At 54.2% G+C, this 21,812-nt stretch carries 18 protein-coding genes; 9 read left to right on the forward strand and 9 right to left on the reverse strand.

The features are described 5' to 3' along the window. Nucleotides 1-5 precede the first annotated feature (5 nt). Complete coding sequence (rpsF, locus tag AAC086_RS10945) at nucleotides 6-374, reverse strand: 30S ribosomal protein S6 (RefSeq protein ID WP_339778675.1); 369 nt, start codon at nucleotides 372-374, stop codon at nucleotides 6-8. Between the two features lie 445 nt (nucleotides 375-819). Here rpsF and AAC086_RS10950 point away from each other — a divergent pair, with 445 nt between their 5' ends. The 6 genes from AAC086_RS10950 to mltG all read left to right on the forward strand — a co-directional run bounded on the left by AAC086_RS10950 (nucleotide 820) and on the right by mltG (nucleotide 7,359). Beyond that, entirely contained in the window at nucleotides 820-2,613 is a 1,794-nt protein-coding gene (locus tag AAC086_RS10950; RefSeq protein WP_339778677.1) for a chloride channel protein, read from the forward strand. 272 nt (nucleotides 2,614-2,885) lie between these two features. Further along, nucleotides 2,886-3,827, forward strand: a complete 942-nt coding sequence (gene fabD / locus AAC086_RS10955) for an ACP S-malonyltransferase (protein WP_339778678.1) — start codon at nucleotides 2,886-2,888, stop codon at nucleotides 3,825-3,827. Between the two features lie 37 nt (nucleotides 3,828-3,864). Beyond that, nucleotides 3,865-4,605: a 3-oxoacyl-[acyl-carrier-protein] reductase gene (gene fabG / locus AAC086_RS10960; protein WP_339778680.1), complete on the forward strand. Its 741-nt coding sequence runs from the start codon at nucleotides 3,865-3,867 to the stop codon at nucleotides 4,603-4,605. A 167-nt stretch (nucleotides 4,606-4,772) separates the two neighbouring features. Continuing rightward, entirely contained in the window at nucleotides 4,773-5,009 is a 237-nt protein-coding gene (locus tag AAC086_RS10965; RefSeq protein WP_073956513.1) for an acyl carrier protein, read from the forward strand. Between the two features lie 86 nt (nucleotides 5,010-5,095). Then, complete coding sequence (gene fabF / locus AAC086_RS10970; protein ID WP_339778684.1) at nucleotides 5,096-6,355, forward strand: beta-ketoacyl-ACP synthase II; 1,260 nt, start codon at nucleotides 5,096-5,098, stop codon at nucleotides 6,353-6,355. A 20-nt stretch (nucleotides 6,356-6,375) separates the two neighbouring features. After that, entirely contained in the window at nucleotides 6,376-7,359 is a 984-nt protein-coding gene (gene mltG, locus AAC086_RS10975) for an endolytic transglycosylase MltG (RefSeq protein WP_339778686.1), read from the forward strand. Between the two features lie 186 nt (nucleotides 7,360-7,545). On the opposite strand, the gene AAC086_RS10980 is transcribed toward mltG, so the two are convergent. Then, nucleotides 7,546-8,316 carry an SDR family NAD(P)-dependent oxidoreductase gene (locus AAC086_RS10980; protein WP_339778688.1) on the reverse strand — a complete coding sequence of 257 codons (771 nt, stop codon included), beginning with the start codon at nucleotides 8,314-8,316 and terminating at the stop codon, nucleotides 7,546-7,548. Between the two features lie 193 nt (nucleotides 8,317-8,509). Here AAC086_RS10980 and AAC086_RS10985 point away from each other — a divergent pair, with 193 nt between their 5' ends. After that, the gene (locus AAC086_RS10985) at nucleotides 8,510-9,391 is read left to right on the forward strand and encodes a YicC/YloC family endoribonuclease (RefSeq protein ID WP_339778690.1); all 882 of its coding nucleotides are present in this window, start codon (nucleotides 8,510-8,512) and stop codon (nucleotides 9,389-9,391) included. A gap of 24 nt (nucleotides 9,392-9,415) precedes the next feature. Then, nucleotides 9,416-10,048: a guanylate kinase gene (gmk, locus tag AAC086_RS10990; protein ID WP_339778692.1), complete on the forward strand. Its 633-nt coding sequence runs from the start codon at nucleotides 9,416-9,418 to the stop codon at nucleotides 10,046-10,048. A 63-nt stretch (nucleotides 10,049-10,111) separates the two neighbouring features. Here the strand turns inward: gmk and rsmA are convergent, their stop codons facing one another. From rsmA to AAC086_RS11025, 7 genes are all read right to left on the reverse strand, one after another. Then, nucleotides 10,112-10,984: a 16S rRNA (adenine(1518)-N(6)/adenine(1519)-N(6))-dimethyltransferase RsmA gene (gene rsmA, locus AAC086_RS10995; RefSeq protein ID WP_339778694.1), complete on the reverse strand. Its 873-nt coding sequence runs from the start codon at nucleotides 10,982-10,984 to the stop codon at nucleotides 10,112-10,114. Next, nucleotides 10,977-12,038, reverse strand: a complete 1,062-nt coding sequence (pdxA, locus tag AAC086_RS11000) for a 4-hydroxythreonine-4-phosphate dehydrogenase PdxA (RefSeq protein WP_339778696.1) — start codon at nucleotides 12,036-12,038, stop codon at nucleotides 10,977-10,979. Before pdxA ends, rsmA begins: the two co-directional genes overlap by 8 nt. A gap of 32 nt (nucleotides 12,039-12,070) precedes the next feature. Continuing rightward, nucleotides 12,071-13,351, reverse strand: coding sequence for a peptidylprolyl isomerase (locus AAC086_RS11005; RefSeq protein ID WP_339778698.1), 1,281 nt, complete (start codon nucleotides 13,349-13,351; stop codon nucleotides 12,071-12,073). Between the two features lie 6 nt (nucleotides 13,352-13,357). Continuing rightward, nucleotides 13,358-15,592, reverse strand: coding sequence for an LPS assembly protein LptD (gene lptD / locus AAC086_RS11010; protein ID WP_339778700.1), 2,235 nt, complete (start codon nucleotides 15,590-15,592; stop codon nucleotides 13,358-13,360). A gap of 4 nt (nucleotides 15,593-15,596) precedes the next feature. Further along, the gene (gene lptG, locus AAC086_RS11015) at nucleotides 15,597-16,700 is read right to left on the reverse strand and encodes an LPS export ABC transporter permease LptG (protein WP_339778701.1); all 1,104 of its coding nucleotides are present in this window, start codon (nucleotides 16,698-16,700) and stop codon (nucleotides 15,597-15,599) included. Further along, on the reverse strand, nucleotides 16,697-17,827 hold the full coding sequence (gene lptF / locus AAC086_RS11020; RefSeq protein WP_339778702.1) for an LPS export ABC transporter permease LptF: 1,131 nt from the start codon (nucleotides 17,825-17,827) through the stop codon (nucleotides 16,697-16,699). The genes lptG and lptF overlap by 4 nt, the downstream gene beginning before the upstream one ends. Before the next feature lie 226 nt (nucleotides 17,828-18,053). Beyond that, the gene (locus AAC086_RS11025; RefSeq protein ID WP_339778703.1) at nucleotides 18,054-19,868 is read right to left on the reverse strand and encodes an acyl-CoA dehydrogenase; all 1,815 of its coding nucleotides are present in this window, start codon (nucleotides 19,866-19,868) and stop codon (nucleotides 18,054-18,056) included. A gap of 320 nt (nucleotides 19,869-20,188) precedes the next feature. Between AAC086_RS11025 and AAC086_RS11030 the strand changes: the two genes are divergently transcribed. Beyond that, nucleotides 20,189-21,745, forward strand: coding sequence for a S41 family peptidase (locus AAC086_RS11030; protein WP_339778705.1), 1,557 nt, complete (start codon nucleotides 20,189-20,191; stop codon nucleotides 21,743-21,745). Nucleotides 21,746-21,812: the final 67 nt, after the last annotated feature.

The raw sequence follows: 21,812 nt of genomic DNA on the forward strand, positions 1-21,812 counted from the left end.
CTCGATTACTGACGCGGGCCGCTGCGGCGCGGGCCACGGCTGCCGCGCTCGTCGCGGTTACGCAGAATAGCTGACTGTTCTTCTTCGAACGCGTCAACTTTTACGGTCATCTGACGCAGCACGTCTTCATTGAAGCGCATCTGACGTTCATATTCCGCAATCGCGTCCTTGTCGGCGTCGATCTGGAAGAGGGTATAGTGACCCTTGCGGTTTTTCTTGACCCGGTAGGTCAGGGAACGCAAGCCCCAGTATTCGGTCTTGGCAACAGTAGCGCCGAGGCCGACGAGGATTTCGTTCAGTTTTTCGTTCAGGGCTTCGACCTGTGCGGTCGAGAAGTCCTGACGTGCAATATACACGCTTTCGTACTTGCTCATAATTCTCCTAATCACCCCTTGTGGCTTATCTCTTCCTGGGCGACCTCGTGTCGCACAGGCATAGCCGGGCATTCCCGGCAAGGAGCCGTGAGCGGGCGAATATACACTTTTCGTCATCGGGTGCAACGGCAAATGCCGCGATATTCAAAGGATTCGAGGTGTCCGTTTTTGCAAGGCAGGTTTGCACAATTGTTTGCTGGTGCGCGCGGCAGTATTTTTGTCATAAAAGCGTTGCGCTTTTTTAGGAGCCGCTATGCAAAACCTGATATTCCCTTGATTTGCAAAGGGGCTGCAGGTAGTTGTTAGGGCCATCCGTTGAACCGGTCGACCTCTCTTTATTGCACATTTTCCCGGCCACCCCCACTGACAATAAAAATAGCGGGGCAGGGATTTCATGTTATTGGGCGCTAGACCGGGTTATACTTAGAATTAACATGGTTTGGTGATGGTTAAATCCCAGGTTGACGGCGTGCCTTCCCGGCGCGTGACACTTCTTACTTTATGTTTCTTTTCGTTGATTGTCGGCATCGTGACCGGCTATGGCGCGGTTGCGTTTCGCGCCCTTGTCGCGATTATTCATAATTTGGCGTTTTATGGCACTTTTACGCTGAACTATGATGCCAACATGCTGACCGAGCCCTCGGCGTGGGGACCTTTTTTTATTCTTGTCCCTGTGATTGGCGGGATGCTGGTTGTTTTTCTGGTCAATAATTTTGCGCCCGAGGCCAAGGGCCACGGCGTGCCGGAAGTGATGAATGCCATCTATTTTAATCAGGGTCGTATTCGGCCCCTGGTGGCAGTGATCAAGTCCGTTGCATCCGCCCTGTCGATCGGGACGGGGGCTGCTGTTGGTCGTGAAGGGCCGATTATTCAGATCGGCTCGTCGCTGGGCTCCAGTATTGCGCAGCTTCGCAACCTGCCGACCGGGCAGCGTATTACGTTGCTGGCCGCAGGGGCGGGGGCCGGTATTGCCGCAACATTCAACACCCCGCTGGGGGCTGTGTTGTTTGCCATCGAACTGATGATGCCCGAAGTATCGACCCGGACATTTTTGCCGGTTGTGATTGCAACCGGTGCGGCCACCTATATCGGACGGATCTCGTTTGGTCTGGCACCGGCATTTGAAGTGCCGCTGGCGGCCATTCCCCAGGTTTCTGCGATCGACCTTGAAGCCTTGGTCATTTATGTGGCCCTGGGTGTTTTTTGTGGTGTCGCCGCATGGATGCTGATCCGGTCGATGTTGATTGCCGACAAGTTTTTCAAGAAAATGCCGGGCAATGACTACACCCGCCATGCCGTTGGCATGTTGTCGGTTGGCTTGCTGATGTATGTGTTGTTCCTGACGGCAGGCAACTATTATGTCGACGGTGTTGGCTATGGGACCATTCAGGCCATTCTGCGGGGGGGGATGACATCGCTTCCGTTGCTGGTTATCCTGTTTTTCGCCAAGATGTATGCAACATCGGTCAGTATTGGTTCGGGGGCATCGGGCGGTGTGTTTTCGCCCTCGCTGTTTGTCGGGGCGACCATGGGCGGTGCTGTTGGTGTTATCGGCACCATGATTTTCCCGGATGCGGGCATTAACCCGGCCGAATTTGCCCTTGTGGGCATGGGCGGTGTTGTTGCGGCCGGTACCGGTGCGGCCATGACCGCGATCATCATGATTTTCGAAATGACCCGCGATTATAATATTGTCGTGCCGCTGGTGGTGGCCGTGGCCATTGCGCTGGGTGTGCGTCGTATGCTGATCAGCGAAACCATCTATACGTCGAAACTGGTGTTGCGGGGGTTGCATATTCCCAAAGAACGTCATAGCAACATGTTCATGGTGCATCCTGCCCATGAAGTGATGGACCGGGCGCCGATCTTTCTTGATGCTGCGATGCGGGTTTCCGAAGCCGTTGAAAAAATCACGCCCAAGCCCAAGGTGGCTTCGATTGTGGTGGTTGCTGGCGACAGGATTGTTGGCGTGTTGCCCGATATTGATCAGCTGTTTGCCATTGCGCGCGATCAGGGGGCTGCAACGCTTGGTGATGTTGTCGACGAGGACTTTGTTGTTGTTGTGGACAAAACCACCCTGTTTGATGTGATCAAGCGGATGCATCGCCGTAATGCACGGGCCGCGGTTGTGGTCCAGCCCTGTCGCGGGTTGCCGCGCCAGTCCGATGTGCGTGGTGTGATTACGAAATCGCATATCGCCGACAGCGTGGTTTCAAGTATGCAAAACTATCTTGAATAGCGCGGAATTTTAGGCCGTAGGAAACCCTTGTTATTTAACCGGCCGCGATTTAACGATTAAAAGGCAGCAGCCCAACTCATAGGGTCTGCTGCCTTTTTTCTTGCAATCATTTATTTCTGCGCCACCTTTGAGGGCAATATCGCTTTTTTGAGCGACGTCGCAGTGGTGTCCGGTCTTGACAGGGCTGGCGGGGGCGTTATCAAGGGGCCTTTATAAATGTTGGGTCCGGGTGATCGGACGGCATAAACGCAGACAAAGGTGTTTTATCAATAATGACACGCGCATTTGTATTTCCCGGTCAGGGATCGCAAGCCGTTGGTATGGGCAAGGAATTGGCCGAAGCCTATCCTTTGGCACGTGAAGTGTTTCAGGAAGTGGATGAAGCACTGTCTCAGAAGCTCAGCACATTGATGTTTGATGGCCCGGAAGGCGATTTGACGCTGACGGAAAATGCGCAGCCCGCCCTGATGGCGGTTAGTCTTGCGGTAACCCGTGTGCTCGAGCAGCAAGGGGGCTTTACCCTGACCGATAAATGCGCGCTGGTTGCCGGTCATTCGTTGGGCGAATATTCGGCCCTGGCTGCCGCAGGCACGTTCAGCATCCCTGATGCCGCCCGGCTGCTTAAAATTCGCGGTCAGGCCATGCAGGCTGCTGTGCCAGTAGGGGTTGGTGCCATGGCGGCCTTGTTAGGGCTTGATTACGCCGAAGCCGCTGCTGTGGCCGAATTGGCCGCCCAGGGCGATGTTTGTGCGGCTGCCAACGATAATGCCAATGGGCAGGTTGTTGTGTCGGGTCACAAGGCCGCGGTTGAGCGCGCGATTGAAATTGCCAGGGAAAAAGGAGCCAAGCGCGCGGTGTTGCTGCCGGTATCCGCCCCGTTTCATTGCGCATTGATGCAGCCTGCTGCGGCGCGCATGGCCGAAGCCCTTGGCGACGTTGCGATGCATGCGCCTCGTGTGCCGCTGGTCGCCAATGTGACGGCACAACAGGTTCAGGACGCCGATGCGATCCGTGATTTGCTGGTCAAGCAGGTTTGCGGCACCGTGCGCTGGCGCGAGTCTGTTTTGTATATGAAGGAACAGGGTGTTGATACTCTGGTGGAACTTGGCGCTGGAAAAGTTTTAAGCGGGATGGTGCGCCGTATTGACCGTGACATGACAGGGACCGCGATTAATGGTCCTGCCGATATTGAAGCCTTTCTGGGGACGCTGTGAAGCGGCACCGGTTTAAATTGCGACAGGGAAGAAACAAATGTTTGATCTGACAGGTAAAACAGCACTGGTAACCGGTGCAACCGGTGGCATCGGTGGTGAAATTGCCAAAATGTTGGCAAAGGCCGGTGCAAAGGTTGCCCTTTCGGGGACCCGTGCCGAACGCCTTGAAGCCGTTGCCGCCGAAATTGGCGAAAATGCCGTTGTTGTGCCGGGTAATCTTTCTGACAGCGCATCGGTTGATGGTCTGATCAAGCAGGCCGAAGAAGCCCTTGGCGGGCAGCTGGACATTCTGGTTAATAATGCCGGGATCACGCGCGATCAGCTGGCGGTGCGCTTGAAAGACGAAGACTGGCAGGCCGTGCTTGATGTGAACCTGACCGCCGCGTTCAAGCTGGCGCGCAATTCGTTGCGCGGCATGATGAAACGCCGTTTTGGTCGGATTATCAACATTACCTCGATCGTCGGGGTGACAGGGAATCCGGGCCAAACCAACTATGCGGCCGCAAAAGCAGGCATGATTGGCTGGTCAAAATCACTGGCCCAGGAAGTTGCTGTGCGCGGCATTACGGTAAACTGCGTGGCCCCTGGTTTTATCACCACGGCAATGACCGATGAACTGACAGATGCCCAGAAAGAAAAGCTTTTGGGCGGCATTCCGGCAGGGCGTATGGGTGATAGTGCGGAAATCGCTGCGGCGGTTTTGTACCTTGCCAGCACCGAGGCTGGATATGTGACCGGTCAGACTTTGCATGTAAATGGCGGAATGGCGATGATTTAACCCGTTGCGGGTTTCCTGCTTTTCTGTTTAAAAGGGGCCGTTATACCAAATCACCGGAACCGGCAATTGCGGTCGCCGGTTCCATGGTCCCGGTTCGCACCTTGAAAAGGCGAACGTCAGGGGCAAGCTAAACTAACTGACAAAGAACCTATTGAAGGATTTAAGCTATGAGTGATGTCGCAGATCGCGTGAAGAAGATCGTTGTCGAGCACCTCGGTGTTGAAGAAGACAAGGTCACGGAAAACGCCAGCTTCATCGACGATCTGGGCGCTGACAGCCTGGACACCGTCGAGCTGGTTATGGCGTTTGAAGAAGAGTTCGGCGTTGAAATTCCTGACGATGCTGCTGAAAAGATTCTGACCGTCAAAGACGCGATTGACTTCATCGAAAAGGCAAACGGCTGATTTTGCTGTTTGACGCGGGCGCCAGAGGCATTCTCGGGCGCCCTTTTCGTCTTTGCAATTTTCATAAAATAAAGGCGTAAAGCGGGATGAGACGCGTAGTAGTAACCGGTGTTGGCGCAGTCACGCCTGTCGCAAACGGTGCCCAGGCCACATGGCAGGGGTTGCTGGACGGAAAATCGGGCATCAGGGCCATCGATAACTTTGATGTGTCTGATATCCCCGCGAAAATTGCGGGTATGGTTCCGCGTGGAACTGGCGCAGGCCAGTTCAATGCCGAAGACCATGTTTCTGTCAAAGACATGAAAAAGATGGACGAGTTCATCATCTTTGGCATCGCTGCGGCTGATCAGGCGCTGGCAGATTCTGGCTGGGTTCCGGAAACGGAAGAAGACCAGGAGGCGACCGGGGTGATGATTGGTTCGGGGATTGGCGGTCTTCCGCGTATTGCTGAATCAGCACAGCTGCTTGCCGACGGCAAAATTCGCCGTATCAGTCCTTTCTTTATTCCATCCTGTCTGATCAATCTGGTTTCTGGCCAGGTGTCGATCAAGCATGGCCTTAAAGGGCCGAACCATGCTGTTGTGACCGCATGTTCAACCGGTGCGCACGCGATTGGCGATGCCTCGCGCATGATCATGCTGGGGGATGCCGACGTGATGGTTGCCGGTGGTGCCGAAGCCGCCGTTTGCCGTTTGGGCATGGCTGGTTTTGCCGCTGCGCGTGCATTGTCGACAGGGTATAATGATACACCGACCGAAGCATCCCGCCCGTGGGATCAGGGCCGTGACGGCTTTGTGATGGGGGAAGGTGCCGGTTGTGTCGTTCTTGAAGAATATGAACATGCCAAGGCGCGCGGTGCGCGTATTTACGCCGAAGTTGTTGGCTATGGCATGTCGGGCGACGCTTATCACATCACCGCACCTGCGGCCGATGGCAATGGCGGGTTCCGGTCCATGCGCAATGCCTTGCGCAACGCCGGTGTTACGCCCGGGCAGGTTGACTATGTCAACGCGCATGGCACATCGACCCCGTTGGGGGACGAAATTGAACTGGGTGCGGTCAAGCGCCTGTTTGGTGACGCCATCAACGATGTGTCGATGTCTTCGACCAAGTCGGCGACCGGGCACCTTTTGGGGGCTGCTGGCGCGATTGAGGCTGTGTTCTCGGTTTTAGCCATCCACGAAAGCGTCGTGCCGCCGACCTTGAACCTTAACAATCCGTCCGAGGCGTGCCTCGGGATTGATCTGGTTCCGCTGGAAGCCAAACAGCGCAAGGTCAATTACGCATTGTCGAACTCGTTCGGCTTCGGGGGCACCAACGCATCGCTGGTGTTCAAATCGGTATAACAAGTCAGTAGGAGAACGCATTGCGGCGTTTTCTGCTCTTACTTGGTACTTTATGCATCACCGCTGCGGTCGTTATTGGGGGCGCGGCGGTGTATGTATATGCTGCCTATACATCACCTAGTCGCCTGGCCCAGGGGATTGACCTTGTCATTCCTCAGGGCACTGGTGTGCGTCAGATCGGCGCCATTTTGGCCCGGCAGAAAATCGTGTCTGATCCGCTGATCTTTCTTGCTGGTGTGCGGGTTGCCCGGCTGGATCATGCATTGCAGGCCGGGGAATATCATTTTCCCGCCCGGGTGAGCCCGCGTCAGGCGGCTGAAATTCTGGCGTCGGGGGAAACCGTTAAACGGTTTGTGACTATTCCCGAAGGGTTGCGCAGTGTTGAAATCGTCAAGCGGCTTGACCGTGTTGACGGGTTGGTTGGCACGATTGCTGCCGTTCCTGATGACGGTACGTTATTGCCCGAAACCTATCAGTTTTCTTATGGCGACAGCAAACAGGGCGTTCTGGATCGTATGAGTCAGGCGCAAACCGATCTTGTGGAAAAACTGTGGCCGGATCGCGCGTCGGATTTGCCGTATGATACCCGGTTGCAAGCCTTGACCCTGGCATCCATTGTCGAGCGTGAAACCGGCATTGCTGCCGAACGTGCCCGTGTGGCCGGAGTTTTCGTTAATCGTTTGCGCCAGAATATGCGGTTGCAGTCTGATCCGACGGTGGCCTATGCCGTTAGCCCTGATCTGCCGCTGGATCGGCCGTTAAGCCGCGCCGATCTTAAATTCGAAAGCCCGTATAACACCTATGTTGTCACCGGGCTTCCGCCAGCCCCCATTACCAATCCGGGGCGCGAGGCGATTTACGCTGTGTTGCACCCTGCATTGACTGACGAAGTTTATTTTGTGGCCGATGGTACCGGCGGCCACGCTTTTGCCCGCACGTTGGACGAGCATAACCGCAATGTTGCCCGGTGGCGTAAATTGCGCGCTGCGACCAACGACAATTAAGGGCTTCGTCGAGCCCGCTTGCCGTTTGCGGGGCTCGTTGACCGCTTGCCGTCAATATAAGTGTTCCGTCCTTTTTTCGGCCTTCAGCGGTTTTATGCATCGCGCCTTAAGGATGTATCCCTTTACGGCCCTGAGCGCCGATATCCCGTTTTAATATGTTGAGTGATGATACCTGCCGTCGCTGTTTTACAGTGCCGATTTTTTGGGGAGTTTGCGCGCCAAACGGTCGAATAGTGCGCCGGGCAAATGTTTTAACAGGCTGGTCGCCATGTTCATTTGCCAGGGAAAGGCAATAATCGCCTTGTTGCGGATCAGGCCACGGTCAATGATTTTTGCGGCTTTGCCGGCTTCCATCAAAAAGGGCATGCGGAATGTGTTGGCATCGGTGATGCGGCTTTTGACAAAGCCCGGACAAATGACATTCACCTTTATTCCGTCCTGTGCCAGGTTGCCGCGCAGGGCTTCGCCGTAAATGCGCACCGCAGCCTTGCTGGCGCAATAGGCCGGGGCCGAAGGCAGCCCCCGCCAGGATGCCTGCGATGACATGATGGCGATTTGACCGCGGCGTTGTTGTTTCATAACGGCAATTGCCGGGTCGATGGTGTTAAGGACACCATCGATGTTGGTTGCCAGAATATGGCGGGCCTGATCCGGCGTTTCGCCGTCATCGCCGCTGCCCGCTGAAATACCGGCATTGGCAATGACCAGGCTTAACGGCATAATGCTGTGGCATTTGCTGACATATTCAACCATCACGCTTTTGTCTGTCACATCCAGAATATCGGCAAAAACATTGGCACCGGCCTTGCGACAGTCATTTTCAACCAGTTTAAGGCGCGTCTGGTTCCGACCACTGATAAACAGTGTCACGCCCGAGCAAGCATAATATCGGGCCAGGGCCGCACCTATGCCCGAACTGGCACCAGTGATCAAAATTGCGTTATATTGCAAAGACATGCGTGGATGTGTTCCATTTTATCGGGATGGTATGATCAGGTTGTTTTACCCGGTGGCAACACTGCCTGAGGATTGGGGCATCAATATGAATGACCGTTATATTCATGAATTTGTAAATGCGGCGAGTATTCCTTGGCGGGATCGCTGCGCAACGTTATAAAACCCCACATATTATAACAGAATGGACAGCAACATGACCGTTTCAAGCATGACCGGCTTTGGCCGCGCCGAAGAGGCGGGCAATGGATTTTCCTGGGTCTGGGAACTTCGCAGTGTAAATGGCAAGGGACTTGACGTGCGGGCGCGCCTTAATGGTGCTGAACGCCTGGAAGCGCCGGTGCGCGATGCTGTTTCCAAAACCTTCAAGCGGGGCAATATTGGTGTTACGCTGACCGTTACCCGGCCAGGTGAAGACTCCAGCTATCGTATCAATCGTGAATTGCTGGCTGATCTTATCGGGTTGGCCGAGGAGTTTCACGGGACGAGTCAGCTTGATGTTGGCAGTATTGCCGATTTGCTAAATGTTCGCGGCGTTCTTGAAGCCGTTGAGCATACCGAAGACGACACCAGCCGCGAGGCCCGTGAAAGCAAGATGATGGGTACGCTGGACGTGGCAATTGCCCAGTTGGCCGAAAATCGCGATGCCGAAGGTGTCAAACTGCATGAAATGATGGTTGGCCATATTGACCGGATCGACCAGACGGTTGTTAAGGCCGAAAGCTGTGCCGGGGCGCGGGCGGAAGCTATTCGGGCCCGGTTGCAGCGCCAGATTGGCGAATTGATGGATGCCGGACAATTTGATGCGGATCGTTTGCATCAGGAAGCGGCATTGTTGGCGACCAAAGTTGACGTGCGTGAAGAAATTGACCGCCTTAAAGCCCATATTGCGGCAGCACGCAGCATGATGACAAAAGGCGGCGCCATTGGTCGCAAGCTGGATTTTCTGTGCCAGGAATTTAACCGCGAAGCCAATACATTGTGCTCGAAAGCCAATGACATTGAATTGACCAGCTGCGGCATGGATTTGAAAGTGATTATCGACCAGTTGCGCGAGCAGGTGCAAAACGTCGAATAACTGTGTGTCGTAAAGGACGGAACCATGATTGATTCACATAAACGTCGCGGCGTGATGCTGGTATTTTGTGCGCCGTCCGGGGCCGGAAAAACCACTATCACCCGGCAGTTGCTGGAAAAAGACAGTCAAATATCATTGTCCGTTTCGGCAACAACGCGCGAAGCCCGGCCCGGCGAAGATGAAGCCGTTCACTATTTTTTCAAATCGGTGGACGGGTTCAAACACATGATCGCCGATGACGAGTTGCTCGAATGGGCGGAAGTTTTTGGCAATTATTACGGCACACCGCGCCAGCCTGTGGAACAGGCGCTGTCTGACGGGCGCGATGTTTTGTTCGACATTGACTGGCAAGGGGCCCGCCAGTTGCGCGAAAAGGGCGGTGATGATGTGGTGTCGATTTTTGTCTTGCCACCGTCTTCGGCGGAGCTTGAACGCCGGTTGCGCGATCGTGGGCAGGATGCCGACGATGTTATTATGAAACGAATGGCCAAGGCCGGGGCTGAAATCAGCCACTGGGAAGAGTTTGACTATGTTCTGGTCAATGATGACCTGCAACAGTGCCTGGCCTCTGTTGAGCATATTATCGGTGCTGAGCGTGTCAAACGCGAGCGGCAGTTGGAGCTGAGTGCTTTTGTCAAAAAGCTGCTGACAGACTAAAAATGCAAATCCCCCTGTGCATTAAGTTGCATCAGGGGGATTTTATATGCCGATGCCTGCTGCTTACAGGGCGTCGTAAAGCTGTGTGAGGCGGACGAAATCGGCAACACTTAGTTCTTCGGCCCGCGATGTTTCGGCGATGCCAGCCTTTCCCAAAAGTTCCAGCACGTTTATATCCAGACTTTTCAGGCTGGCGCGCAGCATTTTGCGGCGTTGCCCAAAAGCGGCCTGTGTCACCTTCGCCAGACTTTTGATGTTTATGTCGGTGCCGCGATCTGCCTTGGGGATAAGTTGCACAACGGCCGATGTTACCTTGGGCGGCGGGGTAAAGGCGCTGCGATGAACGTCAAACAGAATATCGCAGTGGCAAAGATACTGGCACAGAACAGAGAGCCGACCATACGCCTTGGTTTTAGGCTTTGCGACAACCCGTTCGGCCACTTCTTTTTGAAACATCAGGGTCAGGCTGGCAAATTCGTCAATTTTTTCCAGCCAGCCGATCAATAATAATGTGCCGATATTATAGGGAAGATTGGCGACAATCTTGCGCGGGGCGGCACCCAGTGTCGTGACATCTACTTCCAGCGCATCACCGTCAATAACGTGCAGACAACCAGGATAATGGTCGCTGATCTGGCGAAGAACGGGTTGGCAGCGCGGGTCGCGTTCGATCACGGACAGGTTTTTCGCACCATGAAACAGCAAGGCGCGGGTAAGGCCCCCGGGGCCGGGACCGATTTCGATAACCGTGGCGTCCTCAAGCGGAGCAGCAGCACGGGCAATGCGGCCCGTCAGGTTCAGGTCGAACAGAAAGTTCTGACCAAATTTCTTTTTGGCCGACAGATCGTTCTGGGCAATGACATCACGCAGAGGTGGCAGGCCATCATTGGCCATTTTGCCTGCATCCTGTTCTGCGGCCCGGGGGTGATCACTCATGCGATGGGGTTTCCGGTGAAAGTCGGTTAAAGGCCATTTGACCCGCCATGTTAAGGGCGGCCAGCAAGCTGTCGACCCGGGCAACACCCTGACCGGCAATGTTTAAGGCCGTGCCGTGGTCTGGCGATGTGCGAATAAAGGGCAGGCCCAGCGTGACATTGACGCCGCCGTGAAAATCCAGTGTCTTGACCGGGATCAGGGCCTGATCGTGATAGGGGCACAAGGCAACATCATAGGTCGAACGGGCTTCTTCGTGAAACATGGTATCGGCAGGCAAAGGGCCTGCCACGTCATAGCCTTCGGCGCGTAACCGGGCAATAGCCGGTGCAATAATGGTTTGTTCTTCGGTGCCCATTGCCCCGTCTTCACCGGCATGGGGGTTAAGCCCGGCAATTGCCAGTCGCGGGTGGGGCAGGCCAAAATCGCGTGTCAGTGCCGCTGCGGTAATTTTGGACAAGGTCACAATCAGGTCGGGTGTCAGGTCGTGCGGGACCTGCGACAGGGCGATGTGAATGGTCATGGGGACCACGCGCAGCTTGCTGTTGGCCAACATCATTACAGGAACGGTGCCGGGGCCTGCCAGCTCTGCCAGGAATTCGGTATGGCCCGGATGGGAAAAACCGGCCTGATAAAGCGCACTTTTCTGGATCGGATTGGTGACAACAGCCGATGTGATGCCCTGCCGTGTCAGGTTAACGGCGGTTTCAATGCTGTTGATGACCATGGGGGCGGTTGCCGCTGAAGCCACGCCAGGTATCACGGGGGCGTTGTTGTCAGCAATTTCATAAACGGGCAGGGCGCGGGCGAAAACATCTGCTGCCCTGGCGGCATTATCAATGCTGACAATGGGAACAGGCAGGTCAAGCAGCTCTGCGTATTGACGCAGAACACGCGACGGCCCGATCAGGCAAAAGGGCAGCATGGTGCTGCCCTGTTTGTTCGTGGCGGTGTGTTCGGTGGTTTGGGCCAGCCAGGCCTTTAAGGCCAGTTCCGGCCCAATGCCGCCAGGGTCCCCGATTGTCATTGCCAGCGGGTGTGGCTGTTGGTTTGCCATCGGCAATCTCACATGCTGTTAGGGGCGCTTTATCAGATACGAATATCGATAAAGGCTTCGCGGCGCAGTTCGCGCAATTTCCGACGGGCGGTGATTTCCAGCCGGTCCATCATCAGACGGTTGCGAATGGTTTCACGGTCGGGAAGGGTGCTTTTTACAGTTTGACCACACAGCATGACGACCAATGCGCCGCCATCCACTTTAAGGACATTTGTCGTTTCGCCTTCTTTAAGCTGGCTCACGGCACTTGCAACTGTCGAAGACAGTTCTTGCGGGGAAATACCCTTGGTTCGTCCGCTCAGGTCTGATCCCAGATCGACCGCAATGTTTGCCATGTCCTCGCAGCTTTTCGCTGTGGCGCGCGCATTTTGCAAAATGCCGACCTTGGTCTTGATTTCGTCATCCGTGGCATTTTGCGCAATCGGAATAAAAAGCTGATAAAGATCCAGCTTCACTTCGCGATCTGCGTTGGTGTCACCCTGTGCCCGATCAAGCAGTTTTAAAATGTAAAACCCGCGAACAGTGCGGATTGGCGCACTGATTTGCCCCGGTGCCATATTGCTAAGCGCATCTTCCAGGGTTTTATCCATTTCGCCCGATGACATCCAACCCAGATCGCCGCCATTGGCAGCACTGGCATTGGCGGAAAACTGGCGGGCGAGGCCCTCGAAGCTGGCGCCATTACGCAAAGCACTTATGATTTTGCGTGCATTATCAAGGACTTTCCCTTCTTCCTGCGGATTGTCGATAGGAAGAAAAATTTCCTGGGCTTTGGTGCGCGGCTTGTCCTGGTTGCGTTTGATGCGATCGAGAACATCGTCAATTTCGCTGTCGGAAATCTCGATATCACGGCGCATGGACCCCAGTATTTTTTGCCATGCAATTTGCGGGCGAAGCTGATCCTGAAGGCTTTCAAGCGGAATTTTGTTTTGCTGTAAATACCGTTCCAGGCCGCCTGGCTGCATACCTGAATTTTGTTCGATGGCGGCAGTTGCCCGTTCCATATCGTTGTCAGAAACGGTGAATCCACGGCGTTTGGCCTCCTGCATTTGCAGGGTTTCATCGATCAACTGGCGCAAAATCTGCGGAATCATTTCGCGGCGACGATCGTCGGTTAACTGAATATTGGATGTTGCCGCGACGAGGTTTAGCCGGTCTATCACGTCAACCACGGAAATGGGCTGATCGTTGACGACGGCAGCCAGTCCGATGGTGGTCGATTGGGCGCGTGCGGGACCACCGGGCAAGGTCAACAGAACAATGCCAAAAAGCATTATGCAAAGCCGAAGGGGTCTGGAAATGTAAGGTCTCATATTCTGTTAAAGTCCTGCTTGCGAGGCAAATTCGCCCAATGTCTTAAAGACAAGACGGAAGATGATTTCGTCGGACTGCCCAAGGTCTTCGTCCTGGTAAAATGTCCGGCGGACACGTCCGTCAAAGAGAAAGCACTCGTCTTCGTACTCAAAGCCGATGCCGTATTCAAGAGGGGTGTTGTTTCGATCCATATCGAAACGACCATAACCGCTACCCGACCAATTGTCGTTAAAGCGGTGTCGCGCCCTGAAATATAGCTCTTCGCGGTCGTTAAATTCATCCGATCCGGCATTTTCCGACAGCTGCAAATAACTTAGATCAAGGCGAAGGGTCCGTTCTTCACCCAATCCGGCGGCCAATTGGTTTCTGCGCGGCGAAAAGTCGTTGTTATCCAGTCGGAACCGATATGTCAGGTCAACAAACTGGTTCGGGGAAACTGTTATGCGACCGACATAGTCGGAAAGATGTTTGTCAAGGCCAGAGCCTTCGGCGAAAGTACCGTTGTCGGCAAGGCGGTAGCTTTGACCAAACAGCGCATTGGTATAGCCGCCATTCTGACCATAGACGCCCCATTCCAGACCATAACTGGCGCGAAGCCCGTCTTCGGTTTTGTCCAGCCCGCCATACCGGTCATGGGAAAACAGGTTGATGTCATCAAATTCAAATGACTGGGCGTCCTCGTTGGGAATCTCGTCGGGATTGCCGCCATTAGGCGACCAGGCAACCATCGCGATGGGTTTGATAACCTGATGATAGCCACCTTCGTCGCGCACAAACGGCATGTTCCAATCGACAGCAACCACCGGAACGGTTCGGCCCACATAACCGGTATAATCAGATTGCCCCGAGCGGCTGACATTGTTGACCATGTAGCTGTCACCACGCATGGAAAGTGTAAGCTTGGTGACATCGCCATAGGTGCCAATATGTGGCAGTTCCCAACCAACCTTACCCGACAAACGATTGGAATCAGCCCCGGTCCGCCGCGAAAGTGACAGTGCGTCGAGATCAAAGGTTGTATAGGAGCCGTTCGGGTTGGTGGCGCTGCGACCATGATACTGGGCATGTGGTAAAACAAGCGGACTGGTTGCGCGACTGTCTTCTTCTTTTAGTCCCTGGAAATAATACCCCTCAATGCGGCCATAGCTCTGATCGGTAAAACGTTCACCAAAGACATCCGAGGTCAGAACGGACGGGGAACCAAAGCCGTAACGCGACATGTAGGTTTTGCTTGTTGCCTGTTCGGCATCAAAACCCCAGCGCCATTTGTCATTGATGTCAAATTTGCCGGTGGCATCAATATGCCCCTGCCAGCCGTTATCTCCGCCGTCGGTAAAGCTATCGAGAATTTCGAGATTACCCGTGTCAAATTTCTGCCGGTACTGCGACGCCAGAACCGGGCCTTTGTTGGCGGTTACAATGGGACGGAGCGTTAAGTCGCTGGATTTATCGATGGCCCAGTAATAGGGCAGTTCGAATCGGCTGCCGACATAGCTGGTGCTGCCAAAGGTCGGTGCCAGGATACCTGACCGGCGCTTGACTGTCGGGTCGGGGTGACTGAAATAGGGGCTGTACAAAATCGGGATGCCTTCAAATTCAAGGCGCGCATCCTTATATTCAACGCTTTGGTTTTTTTGGTCATGAATGACCCGCGCGGCACGAATGCGCCAAAGGGGCGGTTCTTCAGGGTCGTCAACACAGACATTACACGGGGAATAAACCGCTTTTGCCAGCTCGGTAAAGTTCCCTTCACTGCGGCGCGCGCCAACACCGGCCAAACGGGTGTGATCATCTAGCAGGATATAGATATCCTTGATGATACCGTCTTTGAAATCACCGGTCAGTTCGACATAGTTGGCGAACATGACTTCGCCCGTCGGTTCAAGCAGTTTGACATTTCCGGTGGCCGAAAGCACGTCGTTTGTCATGTCATAGCTGACGGTATCAGCCATTAAAACCCGGTTGTCGCGCGATATTTCAACATTGCCGCGCGCGGTAACTGTTTTCATATCATCACTGTAATCAACCTCGTCGGCAGAAAAAAGCAATTGGTTTTCCTTTTTCTCTGCCGGGTTGGTCTTTTCACCATTGCTACCGTTCTGGGCGCTGGTTTTTACGGTTGGCTTCGCTGTGTCTGTGCCTTGCGCATGTGCGATAACAGGAGCGGTCATTGAAACAATGCCCCCGATCATGCCCCATACAGCCAGTGCTTTCAGACTTCCCCCTGACAAGTCCGCCATCTAGTTAGCCATCCTCCAGATGTAACAATGTTGATATTCCCAATAGTGCGGAAATACCCGCTGGTGCCCAAGCTGCCAATGCCGGGGGTAATCCACCCGAAACACCCAGTGCAGAGGCTACGTCGGTAAAGAAATACAACAGAAATCCCGTGGCAACACCACCACCGATAACAAGAGATACCCTGCGCCGTCGAGAGAATTTAAGACAAAACGCTGCTGCAATCAAAACCATTGCGCATAACAGCAGCGGTCGGGACAGCAGGCTGTTAAAATGGATGCGATGCCGTTTGGCGTTGAAACCCGCGCGTTCAAGCAAGTTGATGAAGGGTTTCAGATCCCAGAAAGACATGGTGTCTGGCGAGGCAAAGCTATCCTGGATTTTCCGCGCCGTTAAGTTTGTCGGCAGATCCATATTCTTGGTAAAGGTGCTTTTCTGGCCGGGAACGAAGCTCCAGGCATCGTAAAAATGCCAAAGGCCGGGTTCCAGAACCGCCCGGGCGGCATCTATGCGCGATGTAAAATCGTCAAGATTCTCAAACCGGAAAATCGTTACGTCGCGCAAGTCAATGCGCTCTTCTTCCTGCGACTGAACGGTGCGAGCATAAATAACGGCTTGGCCGTTTTGCGTCCCTTGCCGCAACCACAATCCGCTTGACGACAGGTTCATGACGCTCGATACGCCTTTAAGATAGCGTGCATCCAGTTTTTCGTATTTTTGCAACAAGATAGACGAAAGCGGGTTTAAGGCTGTGATCTGGAGGGTGCCAAGCAGGAAGGCACACATAAGGGGCGGGAGCAAAAACTGCCATACAGACACCCCGGCGGCCCGGGTCACAACCAGTTCCTGATTGCCGGTCAGTTTCCAGAACGAATACATCGAACCAAACAGCACCCCGAACGGCAAAACCTTTTCGGTCATATAGGGAATGCGGGCCATCGCCATTTGCAAAATGATGCTCATGGTGGCATCGGGGCGGCTGCTGGCACGGCGTAGCAGTTCAATCACATCGCCAATAAAAATCAACCCGACCAGCAGCAGCAGAATGGCCAGAATGGCAAACAGCACATGGCGGCCGAAATACCATGTCAGAATTGGCGAGATCCTCATGCGCGGGACCCTTCTTCACGGTCTTCGCTGTCTTTGCGCGCCAGTGTGATTTTCGGGCCGCGGAATGTCCAGTAAAGGCCACCAACAATCGGCAGCAATACGTTCAGATACATCAGGACAATGAGGGCCGGGTTTTTTGCGGCAATATTTTTAAGCGCAATCGACATGGCTTCACACCCGATCATCAGGGCAATGGCGATCAGCAACCGGGAATGCTGGGTCCGGCGTGAAAAGCTTCCCGATACCAGAACCGCCAATGCAAGAGAGGCAAAACCCACCGCATAAAGCGGTGAAATCAGCCGATCATGGCCCTCGGCCCGGTATTTGTTAATATCCTGTGGCTGAATATCAGGCGGATCGGCGGTAAGTAAATTGCCAACGCTGCGTTCGCGCGCTTCAAGATAGCGTAAGGACGGATCCGTAACATCTTCGGCAATATCGACGGCATAACGATCAAAATACAGAATCGACATCGTGCCGTCGACGGTATTGACCTCCTGCCGGTTCCCATCAAGCAGTACAATGCGCGGGCCTTTATCGGTCCGGACCAGTGCGCCATTTTTGGCCATCATTGTGCTTTGCGATTTGGGATTGCGCGCATCATGAACAAGAATGCCCATCAGTTCGTTATCCTGCCCGACTTCACGCACATAAATCGTCAATCCGTCAATATCGGTGAAGCTGCCTTCCTGCAACAGGACCGAGGAATAGTCATTCCGGATCGTATATTGCAGTTCCTTGAATTGACGATAACTGTAGGGAAGATAATAGAGCGTTAAAAAATAACCCGTGGCTGCCACGGCCACCGACAGAATGATGGCCGGTTTCGCCAGCGCCCACTGACTAAGCCCGGCAGACCGCATGACGATCAATTCCCGGTCCTGAATGAGCTTGTTGTAAGTAAAAACCACCACAAAAAACAAGGCGATCGGCAGGATGATGGTCAGGAAACTGGGGAGCAAAAGCGCGGTCAAATGCAAAAAGACCGAAATCGACAGACCCCGGTTTACAATCATTTCAACAAAACGCAGGCTTTGCGACAGCCAAATGACACAGAGCAAACCCAGTGTCACAAAAACCATCATGATAAGCTGCTGTTTGAGCATATATCGGGTTAAGCGATTCATCGGGCGGATTATAGACAAGCCGATAAAAACAGAAACAGGAAATTGGCCGAAAATTTCCGTATTTTTTCGTATTTGTGCAATTGAAGGCTTGCCTCGTGGTTTCGGGCTGGTTTGCAAGCCGACATAATTTGATTTTACCGGCAAAACCATGATTGCCCGCCACGAATAAGCCATGATCAAAGGATGTCACAGTTGTCGTGGTGGGCAACAGGTCGTCGGGCGGGCATTATTCGGCAAAGCTGTGCCGGGATGCCATTATGGCGCTACGAAATGCCGCAGGTAGTGTCGGATCGAGGCAGTTTTCAACCTGTGTTGCCAGCATCGCGCATTCTGGAATGATCTGCGTCAGGTAAAAAGCGGTTGATGCCGTTTTGCGCGCCAGAAATGCTTCGGAAAAACCCTGTGGTGCATCCTGGGCTGCCACATGTGACTTGCACATCAGCCAGCCGCCGCAAACAGTTGCAAAAAGGCGCAGATAGGGGCTGGCAACGGCCTGTGCGCTGTCGGGGTCGGATGTGCACTGATCCAGAATGTTTCCGGTGCAGGTCGCAAGCCGGGTGATTGCCTGTTGAAAGCCCGACAGGGCAGGTGCCAGATCTGCGTTGTTTTTGGCAATGACTGCACCTTCGGTTTTGATCTCTTCAATCAGTTGCAGGGCGGCATTCCCCTGATCGCGCAGCACTTTTCGACCGATCAGGTCCAATGCCTGAATGCCATTGGTGCCTTCGTAAATCGGGGCGATCCGGGCGTCGCGCAAATGTTGGGCGGCACCTGTTTCCTCGATAAAACCCATACCGCCATGCACCTGAATGCCAAGAGAGGCATTTTCAACACCAAGATCAGTTGACCATGCCTTGACCATCGGGATCAGCAAATCGGCACGATCCTGGGCGTTTCGCCGGTGGTCGGCGTTGCTGTGATGATGGGCGATGTCCATCTGACTGGCGGTATAAAGGGCCAGGACCCGTGCGGCCTCGGTGCCAGAGCGCATACGCAAAAGCATTCTGGCAATGTCGGGATGGTGCAGGATGGGGCAGGGCGCACCTGTTGCGGCATCCCGGCCCTGAATGCGGTTTCTGGCATAATCCAGTGCTTGCTGATAGGCGCGCTCGCCAATGGCAATGCCCTGTTGCCCCACGGCAAGGCGGGCATTGTTCATCATTGTAAACATCGCGGCCAGGCCTTTGCCTTCTTCGCCGACCCGATAGCCAAGCGCACCGCCATCATCCCCGAATGACAAGACCGCCGTTGGGCTGGCATGAATGCCCAGTTTATGTTCGAGAGACACGGTATTCACATCATTACGCGCACCGATGGTGCCCTGATCGTCGGTCAGAAATTTAGGCACGATAAACAGCGAGATGCCGCGCACGCCAGTAGGGGCATCGGGTGTACGGGCCAACACCAGATGAACGATATTTTCGGTCAGGTCATGCTCGCCATAGGTGATGAAAATTTTTTGTCCGTGAATGCGCCAGTTGCCATTGCCATCGGGTACCGCCCGGGTGCGTATCTGGGCAAGGTCGGACCCGGCTTGTGGTTCGGTCAGGTTCATTGTCCCTGTCCATTCGCCGGAAATCATCCGGGTCAGATACAGGTCTTTCTGGGCGTCTGACCCGTGCGCGCCAAGCAGTTCGATGGCACCTGCCGTTAACATTGGGCACAGGGCAAAAGCCATATTGGCGGAATGCCAGAATTCGGCCACGCAAGCGCCAACCAGCAAGGGCAACCCCATACCGCCATGTTCGGCATCGGCGGCAATGCCCTGCCAGCCGCCTTCCTGAAACTGGCGATAGGCTTCCTTCCAGCCATCGGCGGTTTTTACTGTGCCGTCGCCTAAAAGCTGTGCGCCCTGCATGTCGCCGCTGCGATTAAGCGGGGCAAGGTGACTGGCGGCCAGTTTGCCTGCCTCGTCAAGAATGGCATCGACTGTATCGGGCGTGGCATCGGCAAAGCCCGGTAACGCGGAAACAGTTTCAAGATCGACAATATGGCGAAGGATAAAGCGGATATCGTCGATTGGCGGCGAATAGTCAGTCATGAATAATGACGTCTCCTGAGTAAGTGAGCCGCCCGCTCGGATGTGCTGTGGTCTGTTTTGCCGCAGCATCAATTGTTGGACCCAGCATAATCAAGCTGCAACCGGATTTCGAGTCCATATTGCAGGCGCGTGTGCATCGGGATGAAAAAACCGGCAGATGCCATGCATTATCGGTTTTACGCTCCTATATATCATCTCTGTGTATTGCCATGCGGCAATTAGGGTATATTTGTCTTTAAAATGTCAGGTTCCGGGTCGCGTTTAGGCGGTCAGGGATATAATGTCTGATCATATTTGAATTTAAGAGCAAGGAGCAGGCGGTGCTGCGAAAGGGAATTTTGCCAATCGTTTTCGGGATTATCATTGCTTTTGCCGGAACGCGATTGGTGGCCTGTGCCGGCCCGGTATGGGCTAATCAGGATGAGCAACGTTTCCTTGATGCCTATCGTGAATATGTTGACGAAAACGCGACGGAAGACCAGTTGGACCGGGCCGATAATCTGTTTGTCGAAACGGTGCAGGTTTTGCGCGAAACATATGTTTTCGATGTCGATACGGCAAAATTCGTTGACGATGCCATCGCGGCATTGCCCAAACTTGAAACCAAAGACCATTCCCCTACCAATATTGTGGGCGAGGCCCTTGATCAAAGCCTCCACGACCTGGACCCGCACAGCGCATATATGTCGGAAGACATGTTCAAACGCCTGCAGGAAAGTACCGAAGGCAGCTTTGCCGGGGTTGGTATTGTCATCGCACAGGACGAGAACAAACAGATCCGCATTGTATCACCGATTGATGACACCCCGGCCGCCCGTGCCGGTTTACAACCCAACGACCGCATCACCCGGATCGATGATCACGATATGAAAGATCAGCCGATTGCGGAAGCCGTGCGGCTGATGCGAGGGCGCGTTGGCGAGCCGGTGACGTTGGGTATTCTGCGCAAGGAAAAGAACTTCGATGTCACGATCAAGCGTGCCAAGATCGAGGTGCCGTCTGTTACCGCATCGATTATTGACCACGATATTCCTTATGTGCGGGTGTCGCGGTTTGATGCCAATACGCTGGAACAAACCCGGGAATATTTGCAGGAATTAAAACAGAAAATACGCAACCCGCGCGGAATTATCGTTGATTTGCGACGTAATCCCGGCGGCTTGCTGGATTCCGCTGCCGATATGGCCGATCAGTTCCTGACCAAGGGCCTGATTGTTGCCACAGAAGGGCGCGGCGAACGCAAAATGCGGACCTATGAAGCGGATCGCAGCAGTTATTTTGAGGGCACGCCCATGGTCATCCTGCTTGATCGCGGGTCGGCGTCGGGGGCGGAGCTGATGGCGGCTGCCCTGCGTGAAAACGGGCGTGGGATCATTATTGGCGAACGGTCGTTTGGCAAAGGCTCGATGCAGCGGATCATGCCGCTTTCGGGCGGTGGCGGGGTGAAAATCACCACCGGTTATTACACCACCCCTGAAAACCACATTGTGCAAGGCAATGGCGTGGTGCCTGATATTGACATCAAGTTAAAAGATGCCGAAGAGTTTGATCGCGAAATTGATCTGGCCCATGCCTTGCCACCCCGGCGCCGCGATCCACGCAAAACAATTGCCACCGTTGATGCCGACAAGTGTGCGGCCAATATCGACATTGAACGGTTGGGCAGTGGCGGTTTTCATACCGAAGACCAGGCCCCGAACCCGCAGACGGATGAAGCCGAACCGCAAAATGGCGACAAAACGGCTGACGGTGCCAAGGCTGACAAAGGTGAAACGCCGCATGACGAGGTCCTTGAATGTGCAGTTGGCTATTTTGATAATGGTATGTTGGCCCAGTATCGCCCGCAGGTAGAACCCTTGTTGCGCGCGGGTTTATAAGGATTGATTGTCGGGTGAAAGCCCGGCAAAGACCCCTTGAAAAAGGCGGCATTTTCGAACGCCGCCT

Source organism: uncultured Thalassospira sp., assembly GCF_963976115.1.
GTDB lineage: Bacteria > Pseudomonadota > Alphaproteobacteria > Rhodospirillales > Thalassospiraceae > Thalassospira.

What these genes read in the sequence shown, in the direction of transcription:
- rpsF (WP_339778675.1), bottom strand. Translation starts at nt 374, where the DNA reads ATGAGCAAGTACGAAAGCGTGTATATTGCACGTCAGGACTTCTCGACC.
- AAC086_RS10950 (WP_339778677.1), top strand. Translation starts at nt 820, where the DNA reads ATGGTTAAATCCCAGGTTGACGGCGTGCCTTCCCGGCGCGTGACACTT.
- fabD (WP_339778678.1), top strand. Translation starts at nt 2,886, where the DNA reads ATGACACGCGCATTTGTATTTCCCGGTCAGGGATCGCAAGCCGTTGGT.
- fabG (WP_339778680.1), top strand. Translation starts at nt 3,865, where the DNA reads ATGTTTGATCTGACAGGTAAAACAGCACTGGTAACCGGTGCAACCGGT.
- AAC086_RS10965 (WP_073956513.1), top strand. Translation starts at nt 4,773, where the DNA reads ATGAGTGATGTCGCAGATCGCGTGAAGAAGATCGTTGTCGAGCACCTC.
- fabF (WP_339778684.1), top strand. Translation starts at nt 5,096, where the DNA reads ATGAGACGCGTAGTAGTAACCGGTGTTGGCGCAGTCACGCCTGTCGCA.
- AAC086_RS10980 (WP_339778688.1), bottom strand. Translation starts at nt 8,316, where the DNA reads ATGTCTTTGCAATATAACGCAATTTTGATCACTGGTGCCAGTTCGGGC.
- AAC086_RS10985 (WP_339778690.1), top strand. Translation starts at nt 8,510, where the DNA reads ATGACCGTTTCAAGCATGACCGGCTTTGGCCGCGCCGAAGAGGCGGGC.
- gmk (WP_339778692.1), top strand. Translation starts at nt 9,416, where the DNA reads ATGATTGATTCACATAAACGTCGCGGCGTGATGCTGGTATTTTGTGCG.
- rsmA (WP_339778694.1), bottom strand. Translation starts at nt 10,984, where the DNA reads ATGAGTGATCACCCCCGGGCCGCAGAACAGGATGCAGGCAAAATGGCC.
- pdxA (WP_339778696.1), bottom strand. Translation starts at nt 12,038, where the DNA reads ATGGCAAACCAACAGCCACACCCGCTGGCAATGACAATCGGGGACCCT.
- AAC086_RS11005 (WP_339778698.1), bottom strand. Translation starts at nt 13,351, where the DNA reads ATGAGACCTTACATTTCCAGACCCCTTCGGCTTTGCATAATGCTTTTT.
- lptD (WP_339778700.1), bottom strand. Translation starts at nt 15,592, where the DNA reads ATGGCGGACTTGTCAGGGGGAAGTCTGAAAGCACTGGCTGTATGGGGC.
- lptG (WP_339778701.1), bottom strand. Translation starts at nt 16,700, where the DNA reads ATGAGGATCTCGCCAATTCTGACATGGTATTTCGGCCGCCATGTGCTG.
- lptF (WP_339778702.1), bottom strand. Translation starts at nt 17,827, where the DNA reads ATGAATCGCTTAACCCGATATATGCTCAAACAGCAGCTTATCATGATG.
- AAC086_RS11025 (WP_339778703.1), bottom strand. Translation starts at nt 19,868, where the DNA reads ATGACTGACTATTCGCCGCCAATCGACGATATCCGCTTTATCCTTCGC.